Genomic DNA, 15,566 nt, shown 5'->3' with positions numbered 1-15,566 from the left:
TTGGTTTTCCTTAGCAGGTATCAGCCTGCAACACGTCCATAGATATCATCAAACCTGACAATATCATCTTCACCCAGGTAAGTACCGGATTGCACTTCTATCAGTTCAAGATCGGTTTCACCGGGATTTTCCAGCCTGTGCTTGACGCCCAGCGGGATGTAGGTGGATTGATTGGCAACCAGGGTCATGACGTCGTCGCCACGCGTCACTAGCGCCGTGCCACTGACCACGATCCAGTGTTCAGCACGGTGATGATGCATTTGCATCGACAGCCTGCCTCCCGGCTTGACGACGATGCGCTTGACCTGGAAGTGTTCGCCACTATCGACAGAATCATAATGTCCCCATGGGCGATAGACCTTGCGATGGTTATCGGTCTGGGTATAGTTTTCATCTTTCAGGCGGGTTACGACACGTTTGATGTTCTGGGTATTGGCTTTATTGGTGACCAGCACCGCGTCTGGTGTTTCAACCACGATGACATCTTCCAGACCCAGGCAGGCAACCAGGCGGCTGTCAGAAATCACCAGGCAATTGCGTGAATCTTCCAGCAGCACGTCGCCATGGGCAGTGTTGCCGTTCTCATCCTTGTCTGACACTTGCCAGACCGCATCCCAGGCACCTACGTCAGACCAGCCTGCATTGAAAGGCACGACATAGCCGGGAATATGCAAATCCTGGTCTTTGGCCAGTTTTTCCATGACGGCATAGTCGATTGAGTCAGAAGGGCAAGACAGAAAGGCTTCTTTATCCACGCGGACAAAGTCGCTATCGATGCTGGCTTTGTCCATCGCCAGTTTGCAGGCCTCATGCATGGCGGGATGGAAGTGCTGTATGGCTTTCAGCCAGGTAGTCGCACGCATCATGAAAATGCCGCTATTCCATAAATGACGGCCACCATCCAGATATTGCTGGGCTACTTCCAATACCGGCTTCTCTACAAAAGCTTGCAGTTCGCGCACGGCCTGACCTTGCAGTACATCACCGGTCTGTATATAGCCATAACCGGTTTCAGGACGGTCAGGCACGATACCAAAGGTCACCATGGCACCATCGATGGCCTGTTGCAGGCCGTCTTGTATGGCCTGGTGAAAGCCCTGTTTATCGTTGATGACATGGTCAGCTGGCATCACCAGCAAGACTGCATCATTGTCTGATGCCACTGCTGCCAGGGCTGCCAGTGTTAATGCCGGGGCTGTATTGCGGCCGGTTGGTTCTAGCAACAGGCTGCAGTTGTTGAAACCGGCGACGCGCAATTGTTCTGCCGTGATGAAGCGGTATTCTTCATTGCAGACCACGATCATTCTTTCGGCTACGCCCACGGCACCAGAAAAGTCCCTGACGCGTGTTGCAGTCGCCTGCAACATGGTTTCTTCGCCTATCAGGGCGAGCAATTGCTTGGGATGCTTTTCACGCGATAGCGGCCATAGCCGGGTTCCAGATCCCCCGGAGAGAATGACAGGCTGTAATAACATGGATAACTTTCGTAATCTTTATGCCTTTGGGTTTATGTCCTGAGGCAAATCATTATAAAATATTTAATATATTGCAATAAGCGTGCAATCAGCTGCAATTTGCTCAGGCTATGCTGGTCAGATGTGAGCAATTGCTGAATAGGCTAAACTTGCAAGACCTGAAGGGTAAGCCAGAGCCCGGCAAAAGTCTGAAGCTGAAATAATCTGGAAATTTGCAGACGCTGATAATTTCGTCGCAGTTTACATCATCATTTATACTTCTACCCCTTTTTCTAGCCTTTTAGCGGTCTAAACACGAATCCTTTGCCGCCAATTATGAATAAAACATCCGGATTATATGGTGAATATGGCAACACAGAACAAATCTGAATGCGAAGCACAGCTACTGGCTGACAAGACCAGTTTGATATTGAAAAGCAGAAAGCATTCAACACCCGTCAATATTCCTTCAAATGAGATGGGGGCAGTGCAGGATGATGCAAGGGAAATCATGTTGAATCAGCAAGATATTGCACAACAAAATGCTGAAGTATCAGCGCCGCCGCAAGGCTTGCGCCAGAAATTGCGCTCCATACCAGGTCTGGGTTACGCATTGGCCTGGTGCCAGGCATTGCTGCGCTTGCCGCGTACCCGTTTCCAGACCGAAGTTGCGCTGACAAATTTACAAAAGCAAATTGATGGCCTACAACTGCAATTGCGTAGCCAGGAGCAAAAAATCCTGCGCATGGAAGAGCAAAAACTCGCCATACGGCTGGAAAAATACGATGCGCTTGATATCGGCAACAGGTTAATGGAGCTGGACCGCCTGCATATAGGCCGTCAATTGCGTTCCATGAATCTGATGATGCGTGCGGGTTTGCAAAATGGGACTAAGCAGATCCAGCAAAATGTTGTCGCGACGGTAGAGCCAGCGGGTCAGACGGCCACCGCAAGCACTATCCAGCCTGTAGTCAAAGTTGCCAGCGACTTTGACCAGGATCAGTTCTATCTGGAATTTGAAGCCTTGTTCCGCGGTTCACGCGCTGATATCAAGGAGCGCTTGAAAGTGTATTTGCCGTATCTGGCGCATATCAGTGAACAGGCAAAAGACGAACGTAAGCTCGTCATCGACGTTGGTTGTGGCCGTGGTGAATGGCTGGAGTTGCTCGATGAGCAGGGCATACCTGCCATGGGTGTGGATATGAATATCTCCATGGTCAACGCCTGTCTTGATCAGGGCTTTTTGTGCCGTCATGCCGACGCCATTGCCTATTTGCGCGAACAGCCTGCAGGCAGCATAGGGGCAGTGACCGGTTTCCAGATCATAGAGCATCTACCGTTCGAGCAATTGATTGCACTGTTTGATGCAGCACGCCATGCACTATGCCCAGGCGGTGTCATTATTTTTGAAACGCCGAATCCGGAAAACCTCAAGGTGGGTGCCTGCAATTTTTATTTTGATCCTACCCATTTGCATCCTATCGTGCCACAGGTGGCTGAATTCATGGCGCGGCAGCGTGGCTTTAGTCATGCAGAAATTTTGCGTTTGCATCCTTACCCTGATGATCACTTGCTGCACGGAGGTACCGAGGTTGAAGCACTGCTCAATAAGGAATTATTCGGTGCCCAGGATTATGCAGTCATAGGTCGTAAATAAGATGCAGATACATCAATTCAGCCCTTCCTGCGGAAGAGGTGACGGCGTCAGCAATGGCATGTTTTTTACCCGCAAGCTATTGCGCGAGATGGGTTTTACTTCTGGCATTTATTGCGATCTGGTGCAGGATGAAGTGCGTGATGAAGTGCAGCACTATAGTGAATTGCAGCTTGCAGAAGATGACATTTTGCTGGTGCATCACAGCCTGGGCTATGAGAATTGCGCGTGGTTCAAAGACATCAAGGCGCGCAAAGTACTGGTGTATCACAACATCACGCCGCCGCAGTTTTTACCTGACAATGGTCTGCCAGAATTAAGCATCCTGGGCAGGCAGCAACTGGCCTTGTGGGCGCAGGATTTTCAGGCTGCGATTGGTGACTCTGATTTGAACAGTGCAGAGTTGCGTGCCGCTGGTCATACCGATGTGACGACGATTCCCTTACTGGTCGATGTGACGCGCTGGCAGCATCACAGCTATAACACGGCGCTGATGAACAGCTTGCGTGACGCGCACAATATCCTGTTCGTTGGCCGCCTGTGCGAGCATAAACACCAGTTGCAATTGCTGGACATGCTCGATGAATTGCGCCACTTCTCGCGCCAGCCAGTGCGCCTGATATTGGCGGGTGGTGTCACCAGCATGCCGTATGAGCAGGAAGTACACGCCCGCATCGCTGAATTGAAGCTGGATGCGCAGGTGTTGATGACAGGCAAAATCCCTGATGAAGATTTGCTGGCCCTGTACCGCAACGCTGACGCCTATGTCAGCCTCAGCGAGCATGAAGGCTTTGGCATGCCTTTGATTGAATCCATGCTGCATGATGTGCCAGTGATTGCGCGTGCTACTGAAGGCGTCACTTCTACCATGGGTGGTGCAGGCATCTTGCTGGATGCTGACGTGACCCCTGCCACTTGTGCCGCGCATGTGCATATGCTGTTGACGGAACCTGCTTTGCGCCGCCGCATTATTGCCGGTCAGCGACAAAATATTCAGCGTTTTTCGCGTCAAAAGATTCAGGCAGATTTGCAGCACTTCTTGCAAAAGCTAGGCGCAAAAATTCCTCAAACTGCAATAGCTGCAAATGAGCAGCAAAAACCTCTGTGGCAGATAGAGGGGCCCTTCGATTCTACTTATAGTTTGGCTATCGTTAACCGTGAACTGGCGCGTGCCTTGGCATCTCAAAAGGACGAGGCTGTGCAACTGGGTTTGCGCAGCCGGGAAGGTTATGGTGATTTCGTCGCTTCGGCAGATTTCCTTGCAGCTAATCCCGATATCGCGGAATTGCAAACCGTATCGCAACAGGCAGTAAATATGCCCGACCTTGCCTTGCGCAACTGCTATCCGCCGACACTGGATGATATGCAGGCACTTGTCAGGGTGGTGAATTCTTATGGCTGGGAAGAGACGGGTTTTCCGCAAGAGTTTGTCAATGAATTCAACCGCAAGCTGGATTTGATTTTGGTAGTGTCGCGCTTTGTCGGTACGGTCTTGCGTGACAATGGCGTGCGCGTGCCGATTGCTGCTGTTGGCAATGGGGTTGATCATGTCATGCGCGTTGCCGCGTTGCCGGTACCGCATGCTGTGTTGGATAGCCTCAAGACTTATTGTTTCCTGCATGTTTCATCCTGCTTCCCGCGCAAGGGGCCGGATGCTTTGTTGCTTGCCTATGGACAGTCTTTCAGGGCAAGTGATGATGTCAGCCTGGTCATTAAGACTTTCCCCAATCCGCATAATGATGTGGCTGAACAATTGGCGGCGCTGCAGGCCGCTGACCCGGATTTCCCGCATGTGCTGATCATCATGGATGATTACAGCCAGGCGCAAATGCGTGGTCTGTATGAGGCATGTGATGTGCTGGTTGCCCCCAGCCGTGGCGAAGGTTATGGCTTGCCTATTGCAGAAGCCATGTGGCTGAAACTGCCAGTGATTGCTACTGCATGGAGCGGGCAAATGGATTTCTGCGACGACAGCAGGGTCTGGCTCTGTGATTATCAATACGCCAAATCGACTTCTCATTTCAGTTCCACGCATTCAGCCTGGGCTGACCCTGATGTCAATTATCTGGCGGCGTTGATGCGTGAAGTACATGCCAGCCCTGCAGATATCATTGCCAGCAAAACGGCGGCAGCGCATGCGTTTATATCGACACACTATGCGTGGTCAGATGTCGCCGGCAGAACCCGCCAGGCGATTGCCGCACTTGAACAGCAGCCGCTGTTACGCAAAGAGCCACGCATAGGCTGGATCAGTAGCTGGAATGCGCGTTGTGGTATCGCTTCGTATTCATCTTTCCTGACTGCTGGCATGCCGCAGGACAGGGTGGTTTATCTGAGCAGCCATATTCCCGAAAGAACGGCGCGTGATGCAGAGAATGTCATCCGTAGCTGGGATGCCAACATGGACGAGGACCTGGAACATACCTGGCTGATGATCCAGGAGCAGAAACTCGATGTGATTGTTATTCAATACAATTTCGGTTTCTTTTCACTGGCCGCCATGGCGCGCCTGATCAGGCGTGTCAAGGAAGATGGCAAGGCTATCCATTTATTCTTTCATTCGACAGCCGACGTGCAAAGAGAAGATGGGCTGATCAGCCTTTCAACAATCGCTGCTGAATTGAAGCTGGCTAAGCGTATCTTCGTGCATGGTCTGGATGACATGAACCGTCTCAAGGGACTGGGTGTTGCCGATAATCTGGTATTTTTCCCACAGGGTCTGATGCCGACGCTAGAGCATGCTGCAACCAGGGTGGATACTACACGTTTGGCTGGCAAGACCGTGATTGCTGCTTATGGATTCTTGCTGCCGCACAAAGGTGTGCAGGCCTTGATCAAGGCATTCATAAAATTGCGCGGGCAGGGTGGGAATTATCATTTGTTGCTGGTGAATTCACTCTATCCATCAGGATTGTCCGACAATGAATATCATCAATGTCGTCATTTGATTTTTGAAGCAGGCCTGGATGCGCATGTGACTTTTCTGTCAGATTACCTGACGGATGAAATCAGTCAATCATGGCTGCAACAGGCAGACCTGATTGTTTATCCATATCAGCAAACGCAAGAATCTTCGAGCGCTGCAGTACGTATGGGGCTGGCTTCTGGCCGCCCGGTGGCAGTGACGCCTTTGTCGATTTTTGATGATGTCAAAGATGCGGTGCATGTATTGCCAGGTACTGAACCTGCAGACATTGCTGAAGGCATCACTGCCATTTTGCACGATGGACAAAGGCTGAAAGAGAAAGCAATACAGGCTAAAGCCTGGACTGCCACCAGACAATGGCCAGCTTTATCGCAACGCTTGTTGAATACGATTGATGGTATTGCGAATGCACTGGATATTGATATCGGTCGCATCTGAGAACACGAAAACGGCGGATATATTCCGCCGTTTTTTATGGTCGGCCGCAAGCTGCCTGAGAACGTGTTTGCAGTAAAGCGATCAGCTTTGCAGTATGCTTTTGCCTGGCCCAGTCTTGCAGGTGGTGGTCAGTATCAAAGAACCAGCTCTCCGGATACATGAAGTCTTTTGGCTTTCCCAGATATTCTACGCCCAGCTTATTCATGCGTTCTGGCAGTCCGACGTAAAAGGCCTGGTCTTCTGCATTCGTATCGTATTTGGCATGATGCAAAAGTACCGTGGGCATGGCGATCAGGCAGATGTTATTTGCCTTTGCCCATTGCGCATAATTTTCCATGAGCTTCCAGCCGCCAGTTTCTGTGGCTGCCCTGTGCGCGTAATCCCAGGCCTTGGTCGCTTTGACAGCGGCAATATCGCCGGGGCTGCGTTCTGCTGCGCTGGTGTGGGTCTGATCACCTCTGGTATCGAGATGATGGGCACCGTAAGTACCGCTGGTGACCGGGCCATCTGGCAAATGCCGCAGACCATGCAGCCAGCGGTCTGCTCCCAAACCTGCTGCATACTGCAGTTGAGTAATGCGCGACAGGCTGCGCCAGTAATCCAGATCCCTGGCCATGACATAGTCGATAATCTGTGAATTGGCTTTGCCCTCATCAAGGTAAAGCGCATATTCCATAGGCATGAGTATGGTGTCACCAGGGTGAGCAACACGACGCGATACATCCAGTATATAAGGTAGGCCCAGCCCGGCATTCACTGCAAGATTGATGACAGGCTTGTGCCAGTAATTTTCCAGCATGCCTGAATCTATGCCAAACATGGCGTTTGAACCTGCCACGATCAATACACGTGGCGTTTTGATTTCTTGTGCTGCGTGGATTTTATGTTGATAAGCATCATAGACCCAGCGTGAACTGGCGGTCGGCGAGCCCAACTGATATTTGATGCCGACTACCCATAAGAGGCTAAGAGCCAGGAAACTGCCAGTCACAGCGAGCAAGAATTTTTTCATATCCTCGCTCGCCTAAAAATTAAAATACAAAAATTCTGTAGCTGGCCGGACGGCCATCCATTTCAGTGCAAACCACAAACAGATGCCTGCAATGATGCCCAAAGCGATTTGTCTTTTTTCGTTGAGTGGCGTGATGGTGATATTCGGGCTGGGATCGTAATTCAGTAATTCCGTGGTGTTTGGCAAAAGCCAGACGACAGCCATGCCTATACCTATCCACAACCAACCGACATCTGGTGTTGTGCTTAACAAACCTTCAACGACTTGGGCGAGATTTTGCCAGGGCAGGGCGGGCAGATGTGTGCCTGAAGCCGGTTGCAACAGCGCCGCATACATGTGCGCTGCGCTTGCCATATCGGGTGCACGAAACAATACCCAGGCGAAGGCGACCAGGACGAAGGTCATGAAGATGGAAACGAACTTAGGTAACTTGCCCCAGAGTTTGCGCAAGGCTGAACTACCTTCCAGTACATGATGCCAGAAGTGATTAATGAGCAGCATGCTGCCATGCAAGGCACCCCACAAAAAAAAGTTCCAGCCTGCACCATGCCATACACCTGCCAGCAGCATCGTCAGCCACAGATTGCGATAACGCATGAATTGGCCGTGGCGATTTCCACCCAGGGGAATGTACAGATAATCGCGTAAAAAACTGGACAGTGTCATATGCCAGCGCCGCCAGAAATCGATGATGGAAGTGGCTTTATAAGGCGAGAAAAAATTAACAGGCAGCTTGAAGCCAAACATCAGCGCCAGACCTATCGCCATGTCGGAATACGCAGAGAAATCAAAATACAATTGCAGGGTATACGCCAGCATGGCTTGCCATGCCGCTTCGCCGCCCGGTGTTGTCTGCCTGGCCAGTTCAAAAACCGGGCTGGCATAGCGAGCCATGCTGTCGGCCAATATGGTTTTTTTGAACAGGCCCAATGCCAAAAAACTGGCGCCGATGATGAGCGCTTCTTTTTGTCTGAACAGTGGATTGTCATCCGCCCTGGTTTGCGCAATCAGGGGCTTGTGATGGACGATAGGTCCGGCGATCAGTTGCGGGAAAAAAGAAACAAAAAACAGGTAGTCGAGTGCATTATGCCTGTGCACGTCACCGCGCCGGCAATCAACCAGATAGGCGATTTTCTGGAAGGTGACAAACGAGATCGCCAGTGGCAGGACGATGGGGTCTATCGGTGGTACCGCATGAAATGCCGCAAACAGATTGGCGAGCAAGAAATAGGTGTATTTGAAACCGCCTAATACCAGCAGGTTAAAAGCGATGCCTGCCTTCATCCATCTTGCCGCATGCAGATCCAGCGCTTGCTGTCTGGCGTTCAGGATACGGCCACCGAGCCAGAAATTGATGCTAATAGAGCCTAGAAGCACCGCCAGATAGCGTACATCCCAGACTGCGTAAAATACCAAAGAAGTCAGCACCAGCCATCCCAGTGCGGGCCTTAATCCCCATTGACGTTTGCATAGCATCCATATCGCCAGTGTAAGGGGCAGGAAGAGGAACAGGAATGCAAAGGAATTAAATAACATGGCGTGCAGTCAGGCGTGGGGTGATGCCGGTGAAGCGTTCACGCAGTAGCGCCCAGCGCCAGTTTCTGCAATTCGTCGGGTTTGCGGATAATCAGGCGATGCAAGTCTTTTTCTACTATGCCTTGCTGAGCCAGATGCAGGAGCGCGCGGGTGACTGTTTCGCGGCTGGTGTTGATCATCATGGCGATGTCCTGATGGGTGGGCAGGTTTTCTATAACTTCGAGATTGCCAGGCATGATCTTTTTGAACAGGGCGATGAAGGCATAGATGCGGCGTGAGGTATTGCCTATGCTGAGCAAAGCACGGAATTCAGAATCGCGTTGGATTTTTTCGGCCAGATGGCGCAACATCATGTTTGCCATGGCTGGCGAGTGTGAAAACAAATGCAGTGCGGTGGCGCTAGGCAAAAAGCCGACCAGCACGTTGCTCAAAGCAACTACCGAGGCTGAGCGTGGCGTGCCATTAATGATCGCGATCTCACCAAAGAAATCACCTTCCTTGAGCATGCGCAGACCAATAGCGCGGCCATCTTCAGTCACATCGACGACTTGCAATTGCCCTGAGAGCAAAAATAAAAGGCTGTCACCGATGCCACCTTTTTGCAATACCACATCCCGTTTATTGAAGTGACGTACGCGCATGTCACCCTTGACCTTGTTCATGTCTTCATCGCTCAAGCCCATCAGCAAGGGGATGTTGCGCAAGTTGACCGTGATCTGGTTGACCTTGACCTGCACTTTGGTCTGTATGGGAATATTTAATTGCAGTTGCCCAGGCAGGGGTGCTTGCGACTCCCCGGCCGGTGCCTTGTTGTGAATAACAGCGACTTCGTTATTTGATACCGTCATTGGTCAATCCGATTGTAAAGAACCCATGACTTGCAATCGTGATGGCCCTTCATTCGTTTTCAATATTTCCTGATTCATAGATGACAAATGGTGATGCTGGCATGAAAATTCAAATTTTAAAAATTCTGCCATTGCCAGCTCAATTGTACCGACTTGCTATTGTATTGAAGGATGGAGATATTTTCCTTGTTATTTATCGCACGGAATTCCAGTTGCAGCGACTGTTTGTCCGTGAAATACCAATTCAACCCCGCTTTTACAAGCTGTAGATCTTGTCGCCTTGCTACATCTATCAGGTTGGGCGAGTAAATTTCAGCACTTTGCCATATTTGTTTGCTCCAGCCTAATTCCAGCTCGCTTTGCTGTGTCAATTGTCGTCTCAGATTCAAATTTCCATAGTAGCCAGTCCTGTGACCGCCCTGTCTGTCTGCATGAGCCCGGTCGGCCATTGCTGCCAAACCAGCTTGCAGCTGGTATTTCTGGGTTTCATAGGATAACAGGCCGCGTAATTCCCAGGTGTGGGCATCGAAATTCCCCAAAGTCGGGTACTGTACATTGGTGAACCCCGCCACGGTGCTGAAACGCCAAGGGCTGCCTTGGCTGACTGCTGGCGACAAACGTAATTGTACAATCTCTTGCTTTTGATACAGCGTACCACCGAGGCTGAGTGCGCTGACCAGGGCAGTGCCCCTGATGCCGTAATCCCGCCATTTCCATGGTTTTTCCACGCCAAGGGCAAGTGCCAGTGTATTGTAGGCGCTCAGACTGTCATAACTGCGCAGACGTGCCTGGGCAAAACCTATCGTGCCGTTATTGTTGATTTCCTGGGATATATTGCCAGACAAACTGGCAAACCGGTCTGCTTTGGGCTGATACTCGGGTAAAAGCTGCAAGGTAATTTGCTCAGTGCCGCTACCGAAAGTGAAAAAAGGATTGCTGGCACCTTGATTCACATTGGTATCATATCCAGCCTCTATAGCAATCGCGATGCGCCTTTCTGGCGCGGCAGGAATGCAGCTCTTGGGTTGCCATAATTCCAGTTTATACAATTGCTCTTCTGATAAAGGCAGGTTTTGCCGCATTTTAAGCAATACTTTATCGGCTTCTTCTTTGTTGCCCAATTTGCATTGCAGCATCGCCAAATCCAGCCAGGCACCGGCATGCAGGGGCTTTTTCTCTATCAGGGTGCTGAGCATGGTTTTGGCATCATCATTGCGTTTTTCGCTGATGGCCTTTAATGCTTCCAGATACAGGGTTTCGCTTTCAGCTTCATTGTCGGCTTTTGCGACTGTATTGCCAAAGATCAGCAATAGAATCAGCAATAGTATCGGCAATGGCAATTGACGCGCTATTCTTTGCATCATTCTCATGCAGTAACCTCTACCGTGTAGATGGTAGTTGGTTTTTCCTTGCCTTTCAGCAGGCGCTCACCCAGCGCCTGGAATTGATGTCTGGTCGATCCCTCAACCGTACCTTTGCCGATGATGATGTCGTGCGGGTAGTGACGTGCCGCGTCCTCCAGACGTGAGGCCGTATTGACACTGTCGCCAACGGCAGTGTAGATACTGCGGAAAGAACTGCCAAAATCACCTGCAATTGCAATGCCACTTTCTATTCCGATTCTGACTCTAATCTTTTTTCTCCCTTGTTGTTCGTATTGGGCACTCAATTTTCTGACATTTCTGACGATTTCTATCGCTGCATCCAGGGCCAGGTCAGCATGGTTTTCGACAGGCAGCGGCGCCCCCCAAAATGCTACCAGGCCGTCACCGGTATATTTATCCAGAGTGCCACCTTTGGCAAGCACAGGGCCGGTCAGGCATTCCAGAAATTCCCTTGTCAGATTAGCCGCCCCTTCCATAGGCAAGTTTTCTACCTGGCTGGTATACCCCTCCATGTCAGCAATCAGGGTTGTCACATGTAGCTGCCTTGGTGCCAGGGGATCTTTCAAATCACTGCGTAATAATTCTTGCACCACTGCTTTGGCGACATATTGTTGCAGGGTTCCCAATAATCTTCTCGACTTGCGCTGCGCAGTCTGCCAGCCAAAAGGCACCGCAACCGCCAATAAAAAAAAGTTTGCTGCCAGAGGGCCTACCGGGGAAAACCACATGTCGTGATCAACCACCAGATAAGCCAGTGCTACCCAGGTCGCTGAGGCCAGGCCCAGCATCAGGGTATTTGTCCATGCAGAAAAGCGCGGAAACATGAACATCGCCATCCCTGCCGTCAGCACTGTAAACAATAAAGCGATCAAACGTCCTGGCCACTTCACGTACGACCGGCCTTCGTGCTCATCAAGCATGGTGCTCAGTGCCTGGGCATGTACCAGAAAACCACTGGTTGAATACCATAAAGGAGTCGGTACCCGGTCTGCCAGTGCCAGGGAGGAGGAGCCTATGATGATATATTTGCCGCGCAAAGCCTCAAGCGGGACAGTATCTTGCAAGACACTCAACGCAGGTACGACTTCATAAGAAGACAATGTCCGGCTGTATTCAACGCGCGAAAATCCATTTTCATCTACATCTGAAAATCGGCTCTTATGCGCAAACAACTGATTCGCGTTCAATTTGGAGCAACATTCGAGCAAAGCACGCGACAATTCTGAATAAACTTTTCCTTCGAAGCGAGTCTGAACCGGAATCCGCCTTAAAGTTCCGTCAAGATCAGGTACAAATCCAATATTACTGACATAGCGCGCTTTGCTAAGGCCAGAGTGATTGGCAATATAGCCGGTAGCCCGTGCCATACTGGCAAGCTCAGGCTGGCTAAAAGCCGCAATTGATTTGCCACCCGTTAACTGGCCATTGCGCGCCGGTGTCTGTTTGTTTTTGTCAAAATCAAAGGCTTGTGCCAGTACCACCGGGCCATGTTCAGCCAATGCGGCCAGTCGTTGGTCTCCTACTGTGTCTTTATGTTCTTCAAAGTAAATATCCAGGGCAACGCCACGCACATCAAATTCAGTAATGAGTTTTTCTATCAGATCGGCAATGCGTTCTCTGGGCCAGGGAGCTGCCCCCAGGACGGAAATGCTGTGGTCGTCAATATCGATCAAAGCCAGACGCTCTTCTGCCCGGTCTTTTGCGCGCAATTGCACAAATTGATCCCTGAGCCACTCATCACCTGGTAGCGGCCTGCCATTTTCTGGCAAATATTCATTCAGCGCGCACAAGCCCACGGCCATGATGGCGATCAGCAGCCACAAGTAGGATTTGGCAGAAATACGCAAAAAAAACTCAGATACAGGCCTCATGATTGCGTAAGAAGGTCCGTTGAATTATTCACTGGGCAATGAGGTGATCTGAATGTTCATGTCAATCAAATGATTTTGGCAGCATCATAAGCCGGATTAAACGAAGTGTGTTAAAACTTGAACATCTTTTTGCGTAGCGGCAATACATTAAGGGGCGATCCTGGCGAGAATACTTGCCTATCCGGTATTACTTTGCCCGTCCATAATAAACCTTCTGATTTCAATGGCTTAGCAAAAAACTGTTATAGTAGCCTGAATTTGTAAATTGTGACCGTCATCACAATATTTTTTGTATATCAGAGGATAATGCTGAAAATATGTGCAGGTGTAAATCTGTACGAGCCGGTGCAATGTGCGCTTGGTGTGAAAGACTTTGCCAGTTGTTATGGCAAGCGAGGATGAAATATGAAGAATAAAACACAGAATGTTCTAAGCCAGCTGGTCCGGTGGACGCTGGCATTTGTGCTGGCGATTCCTGCGATGGCATTTGCAGAGGACGCGGTCAAGGTGTCCCAGGTTTGGGGTAAGGTTGAGATAAATGGTAAACCGGCAATGATTGATAGTGCCGTTGCAGAAGGCTCCAGTATTAAAACCGGGGCTGATGGCTACGTTTATTTTAAAACCATGGATGATGGCTTGTTGATTGTGCGTCCGAATAGTGAAGCGCGCATCGTCAGTTATCATATTGATCAACAGAATCCTGCAAATACCCGCGTCAAGCTGGAATTGATCTCGGGCGTGGCACGTAGTGTGTCGGGTAATGCCGTGAAACAGGCAAGGCAGAATTTCCGTTTTAATACGCCGGTAGCTGCTATCGGTGTCCGTGGTACTGACTTTACGGTCTTTACTGACAAGGATACAACACGGGTAGTCGTGGTTGACGGTGGCATAGTTGTCAGTGGTTTTGGCGGTTCTTGCTCACCACAAGGTGCCGGCCCATGTGAAGGCGTTGCTGCTGCCGAGTTATTCGCCCGTCAGCAAGGAGTTTTGTTGCAGATCAATAAAGGCCAGAACAAGCCGCAATTATTGCAATCGGCTCCCGGTTTGACACCAGATGCCATTGCCCCACCAAGGGCAGATGAGCCTGCAAGCAAGACTACAACTAATAATAGTAGCGCTGCTTTGATCGCTCCTGCTGCAACTGATCCTAATCTCGACCCTAACAAGGTTGGTAATGTGAAGCAAACATTGGCCTCGAATACTAATAAGACGCCTAACAATACTGGTGCAGGTAATAATAATGGTGCTGCCCTGACGAATACCATTATCTGGGGTCGCTGGTTTGAGCTTTTTGGCAAGAAAGCTGATTTTGATATTACCAAGCAAGATCAGAATGAGGCTTCGCCACGCGGTACTAATGCGTATTTTGCTATTTTCCAGGCCAAAAATACTGAATGGCAAGTACCAACCACTGGCACTATGGGCTTTGCCTTGAAAGATAGCCAAGCCGTTCTCGTCGATAATATCAAGAGTCTGGAATCCGCGGCAAAGCTGGAAAATGCCAAATTGCAACTGGATTTTGCCAAGGCGACCTTCACTACAGGATTTGATGTTGTTTCTGGTAGTGAGAGATTCGCCCTGAAAGGTGAGGGCTCTGTGACGAGTACGGGTATCTTATATGGTGCTAATCAATATGTGCCTGCTGCCAACATGTCGGTACAAGGTGTGGTGACCAATGAAAAAGGCGGCACTGCTGCTTATATATTCCAGTCCAAGTTAAATGAAGATGGCACCCGCATGGTGTACGGGGTGACGAATTGGGGTAAGCAATAGATGGTCGTGCCAGCTTGTGCTAAATAATTAGTTCAAACCAGTCTTAAATAAATAAGGGCTTCTGCGGAAGCCCTTATTTATTTTTATGGCACGATTAAGTGCATAAATAATATTGTCTGTATTTGCCTGTGTATGTATGCCTATATATAGGCTTTGAACTTAAAAGTGTCGTTCAGGTCAGTGTATTGCCAGGCTTTTCTGGCATCATTTTTAATACTGAAGTATGTAAATGGTTTTGTAATTTGATGTAACGAAATATTCATTTTGGTTTACTTCAAGTCAAGCCTTATAATTGTAGGTTGGCAAAGTCATATCTAGGCTTTTCATTTGAAAGCTGTTTCTGCAGAGCAAATGAAAAATTTCGGAATACAAGCCAAATGTTGTCAAGTGTTACTTTTTTTTGAAAATGTGATTTCAGTCACATCTTCGATTGGGTGCTTCTGCGATTATCGGCATGCCGTAACGCGAGTAAGTGCCTAAAAAGCAAGCTTCGCATCTTTTAAATTAATTAAATTAGGAGTTCTTAAATGGCTAATACAGCTGCTGATATCCAAAAGCTTTACATCGCATACTTCAACCGCCCAGCAGACCCAAATGGTCTGGCTTACTGGATGGCTCAAGGTTTCACACTGAACCAAATCGCCGACAGCTTCTCCAAACAAGCAGAAT

The 15,566-nt window shown here is 49.6% G+C and carries 9 protein-coding genes; 3 read left to right on the top strand and 6 right to left on the bottom strand.

Features of this window, described 5'->3' with window-relative positions; translation table 11 throughout:
• Positions 1 to 20: 20 nt before the first annotated feature.
• Positions 21 to 1,475: a mannose-1-phosphate guanylyltransferase/mannose-6-phosphate isomerase gene (locus tag ACO0LI_RS20835; RefSeq protein ID WP_423034979.1), complete on the bottom strand. Its 1,455-nt coding sequence runs from the start codon at positions 1,473 to 1,475 to the stop codon at positions 21 to 23.
• Between the two features lie 346 nt (positions 1,476 to 1,821).
• Here ACO0LI_RS20835 and ACO0LI_RS20830 point away from each other — a divergent pair, with 346 nt between their 5' ends.
• Both ACO0LI_RS20830 and ACO0LI_RS20825 read left to right on the top strand, forming a co-directional pair.
• Entirely contained in the window at positions 1,822 to 3,111 is a 1,290-nt protein-coding gene (locus tag ACO0LI_RS20830) for a class I SAM-dependent methyltransferase (RefSeq protein WP_423034977.1), read from the top strand.
• 1 nt (position 3,112) lies between these two features.
• Positions 3,113 to 6,472: a glycosyltransferase family 4 protein gene (locus tag ACO0LI_RS20825; protein ID WP_423034975.1), complete on the top strand. Its 3,360-nt coding sequence runs from the start codon at positions 3,113 to 3,115 to the stop codon at positions 6,470 to 6,472.
• A 34-nt stretch (positions 6,473 to 6,506) separates the two neighbouring features.
• Here ACO0LI_RS20825 and ACO0LI_RS20820 read toward each other — a convergent pair whose 3' ends face one another.
• From ACO0LI_RS20820 to ACO0LI_RS20800, 5 genes are all read right to left on the bottom strand, one after another.
• Positions 6,507 to 7,484, bottom strand: a complete 978-nt coding sequence (locus tag ACO0LI_RS20820; protein WP_423034973.1) for a hypothetical protein — start codon at positions 7,482 to 7,484, stop codon at positions 6,507 to 6,509.
• Between the two features lie 12 nt (positions 7,485 to 7,496).
• Entirely contained in the window at positions 7,497 to 9,020 is a 1,524-nt protein-coding gene (locus ACO0LI_RS20815) for an MBOAT family O-acyltransferase (RefSeq protein ID WP_423034971.1), read from the bottom strand.
• 38 nt (positions 9,021 to 9,058) lie between these two features.
• Positions 9,059 to 9,868, bottom strand: coding sequence for a Crp/Fnr family transcriptional regulator (locus ACO0LI_RS20810; protein ID WP_422951914.1), 810 nt, complete (start codon positions 9,866 to 9,868; stop codon positions 9,059 to 9,061).
• 116 nt (positions 9,869 to 9,984) lie between these two features.
• Positions 9,985 to 11,229 (bottom strand): tetratricopeptide repeat protein, encoded by a 1,245-nt coding sequence (locus ACO0LI_RS20805; RefSeq protein WP_423034969.1) that lies wholly within the window; start codon positions 11,227 to 11,229, stop codon positions 9,985 to 9,987.
• Positions 11,230 to 11,234: 5 nt separating this feature from the next.
• Complete coding sequence (locus tag ACO0LI_RS20800; RefSeq protein WP_423034967.1) at positions 11,235 to 13,124, bottom strand: CHASE2 domain-containing protein; 1,890 nt, start codon at positions 13,122 to 13,124, stop codon at positions 11,235 to 11,237.
• A 405-nt stretch (positions 13,125 to 13,529) separates the two neighbouring features.
• Between ACO0LI_RS20800 and ACO0LI_RS20795 the strand changes: the two genes are divergently transcribed.
• Positions 13,530 to 14,897, top strand: a complete 1,368-nt coding sequence (locus ACO0LI_RS20795) for a FecR family protein (protein WP_423034965.1) — start codon at positions 13,530 to 13,532, stop codon at positions 14,895 to 14,897.
• Positions 14,898 to 15,566 lie beyond the last annotated feature (669 nt).

The sequence above is a fragment of the Undibacterium sp. Tian12W genome (assembly GCF_049339405.1).
GTDB lineage: Bacteria > Pseudomonadota > Gammaproteobacteria > Burkholderiales > Burkholderiaceae_D > Undibacterium.
This window is presented reverse-complemented; position numbering and strand designations above follow the sequence as displayed.